This is a genomic window from Streptomyces olivaceus, assembly GCF_000721235.1.
Lineage (GTDB): Bacteria > Actinomycetota > Actinomycetes > Streptomycetales > Streptomycetaceae > Streptomyces > Streptomyces olivaceus.
The window spans coordinates 18,766-34,386 of sequence record NZ_JOFH01000053.1; the positions used below are offsets into that span (position 1 = coordinate 18,766).

A 15,621-nucleotide genomic window follows, 5' to 3' on the forward strand; every position below is an offset into this window, starting at 1 on the left:
GCCGGCTAATGCACAAGGAGAATGGCCATGGGGGCCAGTCTAACGGGGGTACGCAAGCACTTTTCCCGCGCGTGGTGCGGCTGCGGGGGCACGCGCGGGAGGCGCGGGTGCCCCCGGCGGTGCGCCGGTCCGGGCCGGGGCGCGCCCCGGTCAGCTGCCCCCGGTGTGGACCTGGAAGGCGGCTCTGCGTACGGCCTTGGCCAGGGCCGGGTCGGGATGTGCCGCGGCGAGGGCGACCAGGACCTGCACGGTGCGCGGGTGGCCGACCGCGCGGACCTCGTCGAGCAGCGCGGGGACGGTGGGCTGCACCGCCGACTCCAGGTGCCGCACGAGCAGCGGGGCCTCGCCGTGGTCGGCGACGGCGGCGGCGGTGTCGACCCACAGCCACGTCGCCTCCCGGCGGGTGAGGACCTCGTGGGCGTCCTCCGGGTCGGCGCCGTCGTGCTCGGCCAGCCACAGCAGGGCGTACGGCCGCAGCGTCGGTTCCTCGGCGACGCCCCGGACGTCGGGCTCGGCCGGGGCGCCTACCACGCGCAGCGCCTCGAAGGCGAGACCGCGCAGCAGGGCGTCCTCGCCGCGGGCGGCGCCGAGCAGTTCGGTGACGGCGTTGCCGACGGGGCGGGCGGCGAGCCAGGCGCGGTACTCGGCGCGGGCGGCGTTCGGGCGGAGCCGCGGAGCATGCCCTCGGCCGACTGCTCGATGTTGCCGGCGGGGCTCTGCGCGGCGACGCAGATCTGCTCCAGCTTGACCCAGACCGCCCAGTTGCCCAGCGGGGTGAGCGTGGCCTGCCCGTCGCCGCAGGTGAGGGCGCCCACGGAGGCGAGGGCGTGCAGGGCCCAGTCCAGGAGGGGGGCGAGCGGGGTGTCGGCGGCGACGTCCGGGGCGGGCGGGACCGCTCCCGGGGTGCCGGGCTCCAGCTGGGGGCCGTAGGGCACCTCGCAGCGCTCGGTGCGCAGCTCGGTGACGCGCTGCTCCAGGAGGTCGAGGAGCTGCGCGACCGGGACGGGCCCGGCGGAGAGCTGGAGGAAGGAGAGCACCTGGGGCATCGCCGAGACGACCTCGGCGACGGCGGCGTGCTCCTGGCCCGCGGGCTCGGGGTGGGCGAGCGACCAGGCGTCGAAGAGGGCGACCCAGCCCCGGAGTACGGCGCTGTCGTCGCGGTTCCAGGCGCGCAGCCGCCAGCCCGGGCGGGCGGTGTCGCCGTGCACCTCGATCAGTCCGGCGAGGCGGGCGGTGTCCCAGTCGGCCAGGACCTGGGCGGCGGTCACGCCCAGCTCACGGGCCGCCTGGCCGGCGGTCGCGTCGGAGAGGGTGGCCTTGCCGTCGGAGGTCGCGCTGCCCCGGCCTGGGCCGAGGGCCGAGTCGGCCCAGCGGGCGACGCGGGCCGCGTCGGCAAGGCCGGAGCGCGCCATTTTGGCCAGCTCCGACCGGGCCGGTGTGCCCTCCGGAGGGCGCGGCGCGGGGCGGCGCGGACGCCGCTGGTTCATCGCTTGGGGGGCGGCGGCCAGGGGTCGCGTGCGGACGAGTCGGAGCCTGGAGTCGCGCGGGATACGGGACGTCACGGGTGCAGTCTTCCGGTTGACGGTCCGAAAACCCAAACGGAATGCCCCGACGGCCCTCGGACACCGGCGAGTCGGAGGTCGGAGGGGCTGCTCGGGCACGGGATCAGGCCACTGGTACAGCGCTGAACGGAACGGCGACGGCTCCTGCCGGAGGGACCAGGCGGAGCCGCCCCGGGGCCCGCCGGGGCCCGCCCCGGCGCCACCCCCGCGACGCGTCCGGGGGCGTCCCGAGGCCGATGCCGAGAACCGTCCCGAACCCCGCCCCGAGGCCCACTCGTGAGGGCCGCCGGAGTCGCCGGGGCCACGGTGTCTGCTCGGCGCTGCGGCCCGCAGCGGCCCGCGGCGGCCCACGTCAAGCCGCAGACGTCGTGGCGGGACGGCGGCAGGGCGGTCGGTGACGTGTCACACCAGGGGGGTCATGAAGCGGCGGAGGGTCTCCTCGTAGTCCGCGGGGTCGGCGTTCCACATGGCGCCGTGCGGGGCGTCCTTGACGGTGTGCAGGGCGACCATGCGCGAGTGGGTGTCGGCGAGGCGCCGGGAGAGCCGCCACGGGGCCACCGTGTCGCCGGGACCGTGGAAGATCAGGGTCGGAACCGCCGGCCGGTACAGGCCCGCCGTGCCGGCGTCCCGGTCGGCGTGCAGCCCGGCACGGCCCTGGGCGGCGCGGACCGCGAGCGGCAGCAGCGGGGCGGGGGTGCGGCGGGCAGCGGCCAGGGCGCGCAGCGTCGTCTCCCAGCTCAGGACCGGCGAGTCCAGGACGAGCCCCGCGATGCGCTCGCGCACGCCGGAGAGCGCGGCGGTGCGCAGGGCCATGGTGGCGCCGGTGGACCAGCCGAGCAGGACGACCTGGCGGGCGCCGTGGTCGAGGGCGTAGCGGACGGCCGCGTCCACGTCGCGCCACTCGGTCTCCCCGAAGTGGTGCAGTCCGTCGGGCGAGGGCGGGGCGCCGACGTCGCCGCGGTGGGCGAGGGCGAGGACCGGGACGCTCCTGCTGTGCAGGGGGCCCATCAGGTTCAGGGCGTGTTCGCGGGTGGCGGCCAGACCGTGCACCGCGACGATCCAGGTCGGCCGGGCGCCGGGCACGAACCAGGCCGGGAGCGGGCCGAGTTCGCCCGGGACCTCGACGTCGGCGTGATCGAGGCCGAGAGCGGTGCCCGGGTTCCCGACGTAGAGGTTCGGGGTGAACCACGCCCGGTCCCCGGTACCGAGCGTGCCGTGCGTGACGCGTTCGAGACGGCGCACGACGGTGTCGGCGCCGTGCTCCGCGCTGTCGAGGACCGGACCGACGACCGCGTGGGAGCCGTCGCCGGCGAGTCCGTACCGGCCGGGGCGCAGCGCCGCCAGGTCGCGGGTGAGGGTGATCTGCCCGGCGGCGGTGCCGTGCACGGTGAGCCGGGGCTCGGTGGGCAGCGGCCGGCCGGGCGGCGCCTTGAGCGCGGCATCGCTGGCCAGCCGGCCGGCGACGACGCCGGCCGCGCCTGCCGCGAGCGTCGCGGCGAGGGCGGCGGCCGTTCCTGTGACAGTGCGCATGGGGCCAGTCTCCTGGTGGAGTCCTCGGGCGGCCAGTGGGCGGCCGACGGCGGGTGACGACCGGTGACTTCCGGTACCCCCGCGTGACTCCTGGTACCCCGGCACGCCCCCGGGGAACGTCACCCGGACTGGCCGTAGCCCCGGAGCCGTTCGGACGCCTCCGCCAGCTGGGCGTCGGTCAGCAGGGACGGCGTCCGGCCCGGCACCGAGGCGGCGGTCAGCCAGAGACGGCACATCCACTCCAGCTGGGCCGTGCGGTCGTAGGCCTGGTCGAGTGAGATCCCGTAGGTGATCGTGCCGTGGTTGCGGAGCAGGCAGCCGGTGCGGCCGGCGAGGGCGTCGAGCATGCCGCGCGCCAGTTCCCCGGTGCCGTAGGCGGCGTACGGGGCGACGCGGACGGGGCCGCCGAGCGCGGCCGTCATGTAGTGCACCGGCGGCAGTTCGGGGACGAGCAGCGAGACCGCCGTGGCGTGCACGGCGTGGGTGTGGACGACGGCCCGGGCAGCGGGGTCGGCGTCGTACACGGCCAGGTGCATGGGCAGTTCGCTGGTGGGGACCAGGGTGCCCAGCACCTGCCGTCCGGCGAGGTCGACGCCGGTCGCGTCGTCGGGGGTCAGCCGGTCGTAGGGCACGCCGGACGGGGTGACGAGGACCGTGTCGCCGACGCGCACCGAGACGTTGCCGGAGGTGCCGACGACCAGCCCGTCCGCCACCGTCCGCCGGGCCGTCGTGACGAGTTCCGCCCAGGCCCGCTCCTCGGCCGCGGCCGTCCGTCCGCGATCGCTGGTCCCTCCCGCCCGCCGATGCGTCACCGCCACCCTCCCGCCGGGCGCTCCCGCACCCCTCGTGTCCCGCCGCCGACCGGCCTTCGCATCGATCCTGCCAGGGGTGTCTCCGGAGAGCACCGGAGCGGCCACGGACAGGGAACGGACAGGGGGCGACACCCCCCACTTCCGGTCACCGCGACGCCCTGCCCAGTTCATCTTCCGTTCACCCTGGTTACCTACGTTCGTCGCGCCAACGACCTCGAACGATTGCCTGGGTAAATGGAAAGCTTCTCGCTGATCCTCGCGATTGTGGTGGTAACCGCACTCGCGTTTGATTTCACGAACGGTTTCCACGACACCGCGAACGCGATGGCAACGACCATTTCGACCGGTGCGCTCAAGCCCAAGGTGGCGGTGGCGATGTCCGCCGTCCTCAACCTTGTAGGCGCCTTCCTCTCGGTGGAGGTCGCCAACACGATCTCCAAGGGTCTCGTCGACGAGACCGGCATCCGTCCCGAGGTCATCTTCGCCGCCCTGGTCGGCGCGATCCTCTGGAACCTGCTGACCTGGCTGGTCGGGCTCCCGTCCAGTTCCTCGCACGCCCTCATGGGCGGCCTGATCGGTGCCGCGATCGCCTCGGCGGGCGTCGGCGCGGTCCACGGCGACGTGCTCGTCACCAAGGTGCTCCTCCCGGCGATCGCCGCCCCGATCGTGGCCGGCGTCGCGGCGATGCTCGCGTCCCGGATGACGTACTCGCTGGGCCGCAGGGCCGACGGCAGGGCGGCCGCGAAGGGCTACCGCGCCGGGCAGATCGCCTCCGCCGGTCTGGTATCGCTGGCCCACGGCACCAACGACGCCCAGAAGACGATGGGCATCATCACCCTCGCGCTGATCGCCGGCGGCTCGCTCGCCCCCGACTCCGACCCGCCGGTGTGGGTCATCCTCTCCGCGGGCCTGGCCATCGCGCTCGGTACCTACCTCGGCGGCTGGCGCATCATCCGCACCATGGGCAAGGGCCTGACCGACCTCCAGCCGCAGCAGGGCTTCGCCGCCCAGACCAGCGCCGCCACGGTCATCCTGGCCTCCTCCCACCTCGGCTTCTCCCTCTCCACCACCCACTCGGTCTCCGGTGCGGTGATGGGCGCGGGCCTCGGCCGCAAGGGCGGTGTGGTCCGCTGGTCCACGGCCACCCGGATGTTCGTCGCCTGGGGCCTGACGCTGCCGGCGGCGGCGCTGGTCGCCGCGCTCGCCGAGTGGGTCTGCGGCTTCGGCGACTGGGGCACGGCCCTCGTCGCGGTCTTCCTGATCGCATCCAGCTACGCGATCTGGCGGATCTCCCGCCGCGAGGTCGTCGACCACACCAACGTCGTCGACGCCGGCCACGCGGCCGGGGTGCCCGGGCAGCCCGAGCCGGCCGGTGTGGTCACCACCGCGATGGCCGCCGTCTCCCCGCCCCCGGCGGGCGTGACCGAGGACCTGACGGCCACCGTCGCGGCCCCCGCCGAGCCGTCCGAGCCCCAGGCACCCGCGGCCGCTCCCCCGGCCACCACCACCGTCTGAGCCCGCGCTCCGGGAACGAAGGAAGCGAATCTCCATGAGCATCGACTGGGCAGCCCTCGGCTCCGTCTTCGGCGTCAGCCTGGTGGTCACCGTGACCCTGGTGGGCCTGTTCACCCTGGGCATCGTCGGCCTCTCCCGCCAGGAGCGCGCCACCGCCCAGGGCGGTTCCGCCGCCCTCGCGGTCACCGGCGCGTACGCCTGCTTCGCGGCCTGCGCAGCGGCGGTGGCGTACGGGATCTATCTGATCGTCGCCTGAACACCACCGCGCACCCGAGGGGCGGGGCGCGGGACGGACCCGAACCGTCCCGCGCCCCGCCCCTTCACGTGCCGGTCGGCACAGCCCCGGTGTGGGTCTTCGCACACTCTCCCGTCGCAGGTCAAGGCCAGGTTGACGGGTCTTCGGGGGCCGTGGTGGACTTCCGGGGCCAGCTACGGCGGCAGGAGAGGAAGCCCGGTGCGATTCCGGCGCGGTCCCGCCACTGTGACCGGGGAACAGGAGCCCCGGGAGCCAGGAACTCTCACCGCCGGACTCTTCGAACCAGGGCGTGGACACCCTGAGTGAGGACATGACGCGATGCCCGGCCGCCGCCCGACGTTCCCTGCCAGGTGCCTCCTCCCTGACCGTGTGACCGGCTGAACCCGTGCGTGCCGAACGCGTCTTCGCGTACGGCGCCGCAGCCGGCCTCCTCGGCGACCTGCTCCTCGGCGATCCGCGCCGCGGGCACCCGGTCGCCGCGTTCGGCCGTGCCGCCGGTGCCGTGGAACAGCGGTTGTGGCGGGACCACCGGGGGTGGGGCGCGCTGCACACGCTCGTGTGCGCCGGCGGCGCCACCGCTCTCGGTGCGGCCGCCGCCCACGCCGTACGCCGCTCCCCCGCCGCCTCGATCGCGCTGACCGGTGCGGCCGCCTGGGCCGTGGTCGGCGGCACCTCGCTCGCCCGCGAGGCCGGTGCGGTCGAACGGGCGCTCCGGGCCGGGGACGTCGAGGCGGCGCGGGCGCGGCTGCCGCACCTGTGCGGGCGCGACCCGCAGTCCCTGGACGCCGACGGGATCGCCCGGGCCGTCGTGGAGTCCGTCGCCGAGAACACGTCGGACGCGGTGGTGGGCGCCCTGGTCTGGGGTGCCGTGGCCGGAGTGCCGGGGCTGCTCGGCTTCCGCGCGGTGAACACGCTGGACGCGATGGTCGGCCACAAGTCCTCCCGGTACCGCCGCTACGGCTGGGCCTCGGCCCGCCTCGACGACCTCGCGGGCTGGCCGGGCGCCCGCCTGACCGCCGCCCTGACCACCGTCGCGGGCGGCGATCCGCGCGGCGCCGTACGGGCCTGGCGTGCCGACGCCGCCCGGCACCCGAGCCCCAACGCCGGGCCCGTGGAGGCCTCGTTCGCGGGCGCCCTGGGCGTGCGGCTCGGCGGGACGCTCTCCTACGGCGGGCGGGTGGAGCACCGGCCCGTCCTCAACGGGGCGGCGGGACGCGCCGTACGAGCCGGGTCCGGCGACATCGACCGGGCCGTACGCCTCTCCCGGCGCGTGGGCTGGCTGGCGCTGGGCGTGTGCGCGGGCGCACGGCTGCTCGTGCGCGGGGCCCCCGGCCGGGGACGCCCGCAGGGGCACCTGACGGAGCGCCCGGTGGGACACCTGACGGGACACCTGGTGGGCCGTCTGAAGGGACGTGCGTCATGAGCGGTGGCCTCCTCGTCGCCGGTACGACCTCCGACGCCGGCAAGAGCGTCGTCACCGCGGGCATCTGCCGCTGGCTGGTGCGCCAGGGCGTCAAGGTCGCGCCCTTCAAGGCGCAGAACATGTCGCTCAACTCCTTCGTGACCCGCGACGGCGCCGAGATAGGGCGGGCCCAGGCGATGCAGGCCCAGGCCTGCCGGGTTGAGCCGACCGCGCTCATGAACCCCGTGCTGCTCAAGCCCGGCGGGGAGCGCAGCAGCCAGGTCGTGCTGCTCGGCAGACCGGTCGGCGAGATGAGCGCCCGCGGCTACCACGGCGGGCGCCAGGAACGGCTGCTCGGCACGGTGCTCGACTCGCTCGCCGAACTGCGCGCCACCCACGACGCGGTGATCTGCGAGGGCGCGGGCAGCCCCGCCGAGATCAACCTGCGGCGCACCGACATCGTCAACATGGGCATCGCCCGGGGCGCCGGCCTCCCGGTCCTCGTCGTGGGCGACATCGACCGCGGCGGCGTCTTCGCCTCCTTCTTCGGCACGGTGGCGCTGCTCGCGCCCGAGGACCAGGCGCTGGTCGCCGGGTACCTCGTCAACAAGTTCCGCGGCGACGTGTCGCTCCTGGAGCCCGGGCTCGACATGCTGCACGGCCTCACCGGGCGGCGGACGTACGGGGTGCTGCCCTTCCGGCACGGGCTCGGCATCGACGAGGAGGACGGCCTCAGGGTCTCCCTGCGCGGGACGGTGCGGGAGTCGGCCGTCGCGCCGCCGGTCGGCGAGGACGTGCTGCGGGTCGCGGTCTGCGCCGTCCCCCTGATGTCCAACTTCACGGACGTGGACGCGCTGGCCGCCGAACCGGGCGTCGTGGTGCGGTTCGTGGACCGGCCGGAGGAACTGGCCGACGCCGACCTGGTGATCGTGCCGGGGACGCGCGGCACGGTGCGGGCACTCCAGTGGCTGCGGGAACGGGGGCTCGCGGACGCGATCGCCCGCAGGGCCGCCGAGCGGCGGCCCGTACTCGGGATCTGCGGCGGCTTCCAGCTCCTCGGCGAGCACATCGAGGACGAGGTCGAGTCGCGCGCCGGGCACGTGGACGGGCTCGGACTGCTGCCCGTGCGGGTGCGGTTCGCCCGCGAGAAGACCCTCACGCGTCCGGTGGGCACCGCCCTCGGCGAGCGCGTCGAGGGCTACGAGATCCACCACGGGGTCGCCCGGGTGGCGGGCGGGGATCCCTTCTTGGACGGCTGCCGGGTCGGCCAGACCTGGGGCACGCACTGGCACGGTTCGCTGGAGTCGGACGGCTTCCGGCGGGCGTTCCTGCGCGAGGTGGCCGCCGCCGCGGGCCGCCGTTTCGTGCCGGCCCGCGACACCTCGTTCGCCGCGCTGCGCGAGGAGCAGCTCGACCGGCTCGGCGACCTGATCGAACACCACGCGGACACCGACGCGCTGTGGCGGCTCATCGAGTCCGGCGCGCCGCGAGGCCTGCCTTTCATCCCGCCGGGAGCGCCCGCATGAGACGTCCGGGAGGAACTGCCGGGCCCGGTAGAGGGCGCCGTGGGCGTCGAAAAGCGGGCCGTCCCTGCGAAGGCGGGGAGGAGAGGAGCGTGCCTCACCGGCTGCCGATCCGCCTCTCGTTTCCCTACACATCCGAAGGAGTGATCACCGCGTGAGCACGCCCTATCCCTTCACCGCCCTGGTCGGACAGGAAGACCTCCGGCTGGCCCTGCTGCTGAACGCGGTGAGCCCGGCCGTCGGTGGTGTGCTGGTACGCGGTGAGAAGGGCACCGCGAAGTCCACGGCCGTGCGCGCGCTGTCGGCGCTGATGCCGGAGGTGGACGTCGTCTCCGGGTGCCGTTTCTCCTGCGACCCGGCCTCCCCGGACCCCGGCTGCCCGGACGGGCCGCACGGGACGGGGGCCTCGGGCTCCCGGCCCGCCCGCATGGTGGAGCTGCCCGTCGGCGCCTCCGAGGACCGGCTCGTCGGTGCCCTCGACATCGAGCGTGCGCTGGCGGAGGGCGTGAAGGCGTTCGAGCCGGGGCTGCTGGCCGACGCGCACCGCGGAATCCTGTACGTCGACGAGGTCAACCTGCTGCACGACCACCTCGTCGACCTGCTGCTGGACGCCGCCGCCATGGGCGCCTCCTACGTCGAGCGCGAGGGCGTGTCGGTGCGGCACGCCTCGAAGTTCCTGCTCGTCGGCACCATGAACCCCGAAGAGGGCGAGCTGCGGCCCCAGTTGCTGGACCGCTTCGGCCTCACCGTCGAGGTCGCCGCCTCGCGCGAGCCCGACCAGCGCGTGGAGGTCGTACGGCGACGGCTCGCGTACGACGACGATCCCGCCGGTTTCGCCGGACGCTGGGCCGACGAGGAGAGCGCGGTGCGGGCGCGGATCGTGGCGGCGCGGGACCTGCTGCCCGAGGTGCGGCTGGGCGACGGGGCGCTGCGGCAGATCGCGGCGACCTGCGCGGCCTTCGAGGTGGACGGCATGCGGGCCGACATCGTGATGGCGCGGACGGCGACCGCGCTGGCGGCGTGGGCCGGGCGGACCGACGTGCTGGCGGAGGACGTGCGGCAGGCCGCGTTGCTCGCCCTGCCGCATCGCCGCCGCCGGGCGCCGTTCGACGCCCCCGGTCTTGACGAGGACAAGCTGGACGAGACGCTGGAGGAGTTCGGCGGGCAGGACGGGGACGAAGGCGACCAGGACGAAGGCGGGGACGACGACCCCGATCCGGATCCCGACGGCGGCCCCGGCGGCGGTCCCGGCGGCGGTCCCGGCGGGCAGCCCGAGCCCGACGACGCGCCTCGGGTCGACGGCGAATCCGCCGCACAGCCCGAGTCCGGGGAGGACAGGGAGGGCGGGGAGCCGCAGCCTTCCGGCGGTGGCGGCGGCGGTGAGCAGACCCCCGCGCGTGCCGCCGAGCCGTTCCGGACCAAGGTGCTGAGCGTGCCGGGACTGGGCGAGGGTGCCGCCGGGCGGCGGTCCCGGGCTCGGACCGAGCACGGGCGGACCATCGGGGCCAGCCGTCCCCGGGGCACGCTGACCAAGCTGCATCTGGCGGCCACCGTGCAGGCGGCGGCGCCGCACCAGCGGGCGCGGGGGCGCAGCGGGCCGGGTCTGGTGGTGCGCCGGGACGATCTGCGGCAGGCGAGCCGTGAGGGGCGTGAGGGCAACCTCGTGCTGTTCGTCGTCGACGCGTCCGGGTCGATGGCCGCGCGGCAGCGGATGAGTGCCGTCAAGGGTGCCGTGCTGTCGCTGCTGCTGGACGCGTACCAGCGGCGGGACAAGGTGGGGATGGTGACCTTCCGGGGCTCGGCCGCCGACGTGGCGCTGCCGCCGACCTCGTCGGTGGACGCGGCGGCGGTCCGTCTGGAGTCGCTGCCGACCGGGGGGCGTACACCGCTCGCGGCCGGGTTGCTCAAGGCGCACGAGGTGCTGCGGGTGGAGCGGCTGCGCGACCCGGCGCGGCGGGCGCTGGTGGTCGTGGTGACGGACGGGCGGGCCACCGGCGGGCCGGAGCCCGTCGCGCTGGCCTCGCGTGCGGCCCGGTTGTTCGGCGCCGACGGCGTCGCCTCCGTGGTCGTGGACTGCGAGTCGGGGCCGGTGCGGCTGGGGCTCGCGGGGCAGCTGGCGGGTGAGCTGGGCGGTACGGCGGTGACGCTGGACGAGCTGCGGGCGGACTCGATCGCCGGTCTGGTGAAGGACGTGCGGAGCAGTGGGCAGAACAGTGGGCAGAGCAGCAGGAGGGCCGCGTAATGCCGAAGGGGCAGCCGAGTGTCGTACCGGAGGACGGGCTGACGACCCGGCAGCGGCGCAACCGTCCGCTGGTCGTCGTGCACACGGGCGTCGGGAAGGGCAAGTCCACCGCCGCCTTCGGACTGGCGCTGCGCGCCTGGAACCAGGGGTGGCCGATCGGGGTGTTCCAGTTCGTCAAGTCGGCCAAGTGGAAGGTCGGCGAGGAGAACGCCCTGCGCGTGCTGGGCGCCAGTGGTGAGGGCGGGTCCGTCGCCTGGCACAAGATGGGCGAGGGCTGGTCCTGGGTCCAGCGCGACGCCCAGATGGACAACGAGCAGAAGGCCCGGGAGGGCTGGGAGCAGGTCAAGCGGGATCTGGCCGCCGAGAGGTACAAGCTGTACGTGCTGGACGAGTTCGCCTATCCGATGCACTGGGGCTGGATCGACGCCGACGAGGTCGTGTCCGTGCTGCGCGACCGGCCCGGGACCCAGCACGTCGTGATCACCGGGCGGAACGCGCCGGAGGCGCTGGTGGACTTCGCGGACCTCGTGACCGACATGTCCAAGGTCAAGCATCCGATGGACGCGGGGCAGAAGGGGCAGAGAGGCATCGAGTGGTGACCGCTCCACCGGGCTCCGCCGTCCCCCGGCTGGTCGTCGCCGCGCCCTCGTCCGGCAGCGGCAAGACCACCGTCGCCACCGGGCTCATGGCCGCGCTCACGGCGCGGGGGCTCGCGGTGTCCCCGCACAAGGTGGGGCCCGACTACATCGACCCCGGGTACCACGCGCTCGCCACCGGGCGGCTGGGACGCAACCTCGACGCGTACATGTGCGGTCCCGGACTCGTCGGGCCGCTCTTCGTGAACGGGGCGCGCGGGTGCGACATCGCCGTCGTCGAGGGCGTGATGGGGCTGTACGACGGTGCCGCCGGGGAGGGCGAGCTGGCGTCCACCGCGCACGTCGCGAAGTTGCTGCGGGCGCCGGTCGTGCTGGTCGTGGACGCGTCGTCGCAGTCGCGGTCGGTGGCGGCGCTGGTGCACGGGTTCGTGAGCTGGGACCCGGAGGTGCGGATCGGGGGCGTGATCCTCAACAAGGTCGCGTCCGACCGGCACGAGGCGTTGCTGCGGGAGGCGATGGACTGCGTCGGGGTGCCGGTGCTGGGGGTGTTGCGGCGGGCGCCCAGGGTCGGTGTGCCGTCGCGGCATCTGGGGCTGGTGCCGGTCGCCGAGCGGGGCTCGGAGGCGGTGGGCGCGGTGGCGGCGATGGCCGCGCAGGTGGCCGACGGGTGCGATGTGGAGGCGCTGGTCGGGCTGGCGCGGTCGGCCGGGGTGCTGTCGTGTGCGGGGTGGGACGCGGGTGAGGTACTCGCTTCTTCGTCCCCGCCGCCCCTTCCCGTCCCGTCCCTGGGGGCCGCGCCCCCGGACCCCGCTGCCGGCCCCCGTCCTCGTCCTCGAACGCGTCCTCGAACGCCGGACGGGCCAAGACGGGTGGCCGTGGCCGGTGGGGCCGCCTTCACCTTCTCCTATGCGGAGCACTCCGAACTGCTCGCCGCCGCCGGGGCCGAGGTCGTCGTCTTCGACCCGCTGCGGGACGAGGAGTTGCCCGAGGGGACCGGTGGGCTGGTGATCGGGGGCGGGTTCCCGGAGGTGTACGCCTCCGAGCTGTCCGCCAACGAGGGGCTGCGGAAGTCCGTCGCCGAGCTGGCGCTGAGCGGTGCTCCCGTCGCCGCCGAGTGTGCGGGGCTGCTGTACCTGTGCCGGGAACTGGACGGGCTGCCGATGTGCGGGGTGCTGGACGCCTCCGCGCGGATGTCGGACCGGCTGACGCTGGGCTACCGGGACGCCGTGGCCGTGTCGGACAGTGCGCTGGCCGTCGCGGGGACGCGGATGCGGGGGCACGAGTTCCACCGGACGACGGTGGAGCCGGGGGCCGGGGCCACGCCGGCCTGGGGGATGCGGACGCCCGAGCGGCGCGTCGAGGGGTTCGTGGAGCGCGGTGTGCACGCGAGCTATCTGCACACGCACTGGGCGGCCGAGCCCGGTGTCGCGCGCCGGTTCGTGGAGAGGTGCCGGACGTCGTGAGCAGCAGGCTGATCGGGGTCGGCGTCGGGCCCGGGGCCCCGAGGAATCGCCGAGTGAGCGGCCGTCACCGCTCACTCGGCGATGCCCACCACCAGCCAGATGAACGCCGCGCCCGCGACCGTGCAGAGCAGGGTGGAGCGGGCGGGGTGCTCGTGGTGGGCCTCGGGGAGGATCTCGGCCGCGGCGAGGTAGAGCAGGACACCGCCGAACAGGCCGAGGTACGCGCCGAGTACGCCCTCCGGGATCGAGAAGAGGAGGGTGGAGGCCGCGCCGAGGACGGGGGCCACGGCGTCGGCGAACAGCATCGCGACCGCGCGGCGTCGGGCGTTCCCGTACAGGCTGGTGAGCGTGTAGGTGTTGAAGCCGTCCGCGAAGTCGTGGGCGACCACGGCCATCGCGACCGCCGCGCCCATGCCGCCGCCGACCTGGAAGGCCGCGCCGATCGCCACGCCGTCCATCGCGCTGTGGCCGACCATCGCGGCGGCGGCCGTCAGGCCCACCTGGGGCGTGCGCCCGCCGTGTTCGTCGGCGCCGTGCGCGGCGCGGCGGGCGGCCAGCAGGCGTTCCACGAGGTGCGCGAGCAGGAATCCGGCGACGAAGAGCAGCAGTGCCGCGGGCACGCCGAACACCTCCTCGCCGGCCGCCTCCAGGGCCTCCGGCAGCAGGTCGAGGCCGACGACGCCCAGCATCAGCCCGCCGGCCAGACCCAGGACCAGGTGGCGCCGGTCGGTCACGCGCTGTGCCGTCCAGCCGCCGGCCAGCGTCATCAGGAACGCGCCGAGCGCGACGAAGACCGCCATGGGCCCTTGGTATCCGATCACGTCGCGTTCACGCGCGTACGACAGCAGCAACCGCAGTAAATATGCGCAGCACGCACAGGAGAGGACCACAATCCATGGCTTCCGGGGTTCCCGCGGCTTCCGGGGCGTCCGCGGCCGAGGACGCCGGGGCGTCGGCCGACGAGGTGGCCTTCGTCGGCCGTCCGCCGTCCCTGGTCGTCGGGGTCGGCGCCGCCAGGGGCGCGCCGGTCGGCGAGGTGCTCGGCCTGGTGGAGGACGCCCTGCGCGACGCCGGGCTCTGCGTCGCGTCGGTCGCCGAACTGGCCACCGTGGACACCAAGTCCGGGGAGCCGGGGATCGTCGGCGCGGCCGAGCACTTGGGCGTTCCCCTGGTGACCTACCCCGCCGGCGAGTTGGCGGACGTGGAGGTGCCCAACCCCTCCGGCGCCCCGCTCTCGGCCGCGGGCACGGCGTCGGTCGCGGAGGCGGCGGCCCTGGCGGGCGGGGGCGAACTCCTCGTGCCCAAGCGGAAGTCGGCGGCCGTCCCGGCGAGGGCGACCTGCGCCGTCGTACGGCGTCCGGCGCGGGCGGAGGTGCGGCGGGCGTCGGTGCCGGTCGGTCTCGACCGGCACGTCGACCTGGTGCGCGACGACTCGTGCGGGTACCGGATCCCGCTGCCCGGGTGCGAGGACGAAGTGGGGCTGCCGCAGCAGCCGCACCGTCACGGGCAGGGACACGTGCATTCCCATGAGCACTGAGGCCGAGGGCGCGGGCGCGGGCGGAGGGCACGATCTGCGGCACCACGGGGACGCCGAGGTGCGCGACGGCGGTGCCGCACTGGTCGACCTCGCGGTGAACGTCCGCGCGGACACTCCCCCGGCCTGGCTGCGCGAGCACCTCGCGGCCTCGCTGGGTTCGCTCGCCGCCTACCCGGACGGGCGGGCCGCGCGGGCGGCGGTGGCGGCGCGGCACGGGCTGCCGGTGGAGCGGGTGCTGCTGACGGCGGGCGCGGCGGAGGCGTTCGTGCTGCTGGCGCGGGCGCTGAAGGTGTCCCGGCCGGTCGTGGTGCACCCGCAGTTCACGGAGCCGGAGGCGGCGCTGCGGGACGCGGGGCACACGGTCGACCGGGTGCTGCTGCGGGCGTCGGAAGGCTTCCGCCTCGACCCGGCGGCCGTGCCGGACGACGCCGACCTGGTGGTGGTCGGCAACCCGACCAATCCGACGTCGGTGCTGCACCCGGCGCCGGTGCTGGCGGAGCTGGCCCGTCCCGGGCGGACCCTGGTCGTGGACGAGGCGTTCATGGACGCGGTGCCGGGCGAGCGGGAGGCGCTGGCCGGGCGGACGGACGTGCCCGGCCTCGTGGTCCTGCGCAGCCTCACGAAGACGTGGGGGCTGGCGGGGCTGCGCGTCGGGTACGTGCTGGCGGCTCCGGAGACGATCGCGGCTCTGGAGCGTGCCCAGCCGCTGTGGCCGGTGTCCACGCCCGCGCTGGCGGCGGCGGAGGCGTGCGTGGCGCCGCGGGCGCTGGCGGAGGCGGCGCACGCCGGCCACCGGATCGCCGCGGACCGGGACCGGCTCGTCGCCGGGCTCGGGGAGTACGCGGAGGCCGGGCTGCGGGTCGCGGGACCGGCAGCGGGCCCCTTCGTCCTGGTCCGCGTGCCGGACGGGGCCGGTGTACGGCACCGGTTGCGCGAACTCGGGTTCGCGGTGCGGCGCGGGGACACGTTCCCGGGTCTCGGCGCGGACTGGCTGCGCCTCGCGGTCCGGGACCGGGCCACGACGGACGCCTTCCTGCGGGCGCTCGGCCGGGCGCTGGACCGGGGGGCGCCGGGAGGGACGGGGCGGGAACCGGCCTGAGCCGCACGGCAGCCTCCCCGGTGCCCCGGCCCACTCACGCCTCCACCCCGCGAGCCCCCTCCGCGTCCTGCCCCCCCTCCCCCC

General features: G+C 75.5%; 11 protein-coding genes, 2 pseudogenes and 1 riboswitch. Of the genes and pseudogenes, 9 read left to right on the top strand and 4 right to left on the bottom strand.

Translation table 11 applies throughout. The features are described from left to right. Nucleotides 1-150 precede the first annotated feature (150 nt). The 3 genes and pseudogenes from IG94_RS39170 to IG94_RS0135345 form a co-directional block, all read right to left on the bottom strand. A pseudogene (locus IG94_RS39170) lies at nt 151-1,412 on the bottom strand (hypothetical protein). Between the two features lie 552 nt (nt 1,413-1,964). Continuing rightward, nucleotides 1,965-3,092, bottom strand: a complete 1,128-nt coding sequence (locus IG94_RS0135340; RefSeq protein ID WP_031047180.1) for an alpha/beta hydrolase family protein — start codon at nt 3,090-3,092, stop codon at nt 1,965-1,967. Between the two features lie 119 nt (nt 3,093-3,211). Next, on the bottom strand, nt 3,212-3,904 hold the full coding sequence (locus tag IG94_RS0135345) for a class II aldolase/adducin family protein (protein WP_031047182.1): 693 nt from the start codon (nt 3,902-3,904) through the stop codon (nt 3,212-3,214). Between the two features lie 234 nt (nt 3,905-4,138). Between IG94_RS0135345 and IG94_RS0135350 the strand changes: the two genes are divergently transcribed. The 7 genes from IG94_RS0135350 to IG94_RS0135380 all read left to right on the top strand — a co-directional run bounded on the left by IG94_RS0135350 (nt 4,139) and on the right by IG94_RS0135380 (nt 12,901). Continuing rightward, entirely contained in the window at nt 4,139-5,419 is a 1,281-nt protein-coding gene (locus IG94_RS0135350; protein WP_031047185.1) for an inorganic phosphate transporter, read from the top strand. A gap of 34 nt (nt 5,420-5,453) precedes the next feature. Continuing rightward, nucleotides 5,454-5,675 carry a hypothetical protein gene (locus IG94_RS0135355; protein ID WP_031047188.1) on the top strand — a complete coding sequence of 74 codons (222 nt, stop codon included), beginning with the start codon at nt 5,454-5,456 and terminating at the stop codon, nt 5,673-5,675. Between the two features lie 139 nt (nt 5,676-5,814). Next, nucleotides 5,815-5,956, top strand: a riboswitch (cobalamin riboswitch). Nucleotides 5,957-6,060: 104 nt separating this feature from the next. After that, nucleotides 6,061-7,098 carry a cobalamin biosynthesis protein gene (locus IG94_RS0135360; RefSeq protein ID WP_166623821.1) on the top strand — a complete coding sequence of 346 codons (1,038 nt, stop codon included), beginning with the start codon at nt 6,061-6,063 and terminating at the stop codon, nt 7,096-7,098. Then, complete coding sequence (locus IG94_RS0135365; protein ID WP_031047192.1) at nt 7,095-8,603, top strand: cobyric acid synthase; 1,509 nt, start codon at nt 7,095-7,097, stop codon at nt 8,601-8,603. Before IG94_RS0135360 ends, IG94_RS0135365 begins: the two co-directional genes overlap by 4 nt. Nucleotides 8,604-8,754: 151 nt before the next feature. Continuing rightward, nucleotides 8,755-10,842, top strand: a complete 2,088-nt coding sequence (locus IG94_RS0135370; RefSeq protein WP_031047195.1) for a putative cobaltochelatase — start codon at nt 8,755-8,757, stop codon at nt 10,840-10,842. Continuing rightward, nucleotides 10,842-11,441, top strand: coding sequence for a cob(I)yrinic acid a,c-diamide adenosyltransferase (gene cobO / locus IG94_RS0135375; RefSeq protein WP_031047197.1), 600 nt, complete (start codon nt 10,842-10,844; stop codon nt 11,439-11,441). The genes IG94_RS0135370 and cobO overlap by 1 nt, the downstream gene beginning before the upstream one ends. Then, on the top strand, nt 11,438-12,901 hold the full coding sequence (locus IG94_RS0135380; protein WP_372459441.1) for a cobyrinic acid a,c-diamide synthase CobB: 1,464 nt from the start codon (nt 11,438-11,440) through the stop codon (nt 12,899-12,901). Before cobO ends, IG94_RS0135380 begins: the two co-directional genes overlap by 4 nt. A 71-nt stretch (nt 12,902-12,972) precedes the next feature. Here IG94_RS0135380 and IG94_RS0135385 read toward each other — a convergent pair whose 3' ends face one another. Beyond that, entirely contained in the window at nt 12,973-13,701 is a 729-nt protein-coding gene (locus tag IG94_RS0135385) for a ZIP family metal transporter (protein WP_031047202.1), read from the bottom strand. A gap of 140 nt (nt 13,702-13,841) precedes the next feature. Between IG94_RS0135385 and IG94_RS39175 the strand changes: the two are divergent. Both IG94_RS39175 and cobC read left to right on the top strand, forming a co-directional pair. Then, nucleotides 13,842-14,330 (top strand): annotated as a pseudogene (locus IG94_RS39175) (cobalamin biosynthesis protein); the annotation flags it as partial. 97 nt (nt 14,331-14,427) lie between these two features. Further along, complete coding sequence (gene cobC, locus IG94_RS0135395; RefSeq protein ID WP_031047208.1) at nt 14,428-15,537, top strand: Rv2231c family histidinol phosphate aminotransferase CobC; 1,110 nt, start codon at nt 14,428-14,430, stop codon at nt 15,535-15,537. Nucleotides 15,538-15,621 lie beyond the last annotated feature (84 nt).

What these genes read in the sequence shown, in the direction of transcription:
- IG94_RS0135340 (WP_031047180.1), bottom strand. Translation starts at nt 3,092, where the DNA reads ATGCGCACTGTCACAGGAACGGCCGCCGCCCTCGCCGCGACGCTCGCG.
- IG94_RS0135350 (WP_031047185.1), top strand. Translation starts at nt 4,139, where the DNA reads ATGGAAAGCTTCTCGCTGATCCTCGCGATTGTGGTGGTAACCGCACTC.
- IG94_RS0135355 (WP_031047188.1), top strand. Translation starts at nt 5,454, where the DNA reads ATGAGCATCGACTGGGCAGCCCTCGGCTCCGTCTTCGGCGTCAGCCTG.
- IG94_RS0135365 (WP_031047192.1), top strand. Translation starts at nt 7,095, where the DNA reads ATGAGCGGTGGCCTCCTCGTCGCCGGTACGACCTCCGACGCCGGCAAG.
- cobO (WP_031047197.1), top strand. Translation starts at nt 10,842, where the DNA reads ATGCCGAAGGGGCAGCCGAGTGTCGTACCGGAGGACGGGCTGACGACC.
- IG94_RS0135385 (WP_031047202.1), bottom strand. Translation starts at nt 13,701, where the DNA reads ATGGCGGTCTTCGTCGCGCTCGGCGCGTTCCTGATGACGCTGGCCGGC.
- cobC (WP_031047208.1), top strand. Translation starts at nt 14,428, where the DNA reads ATGAGCACTGAGGCCGAGGGCGCGGGCGCGGGCGGAGGGCACGATCTG.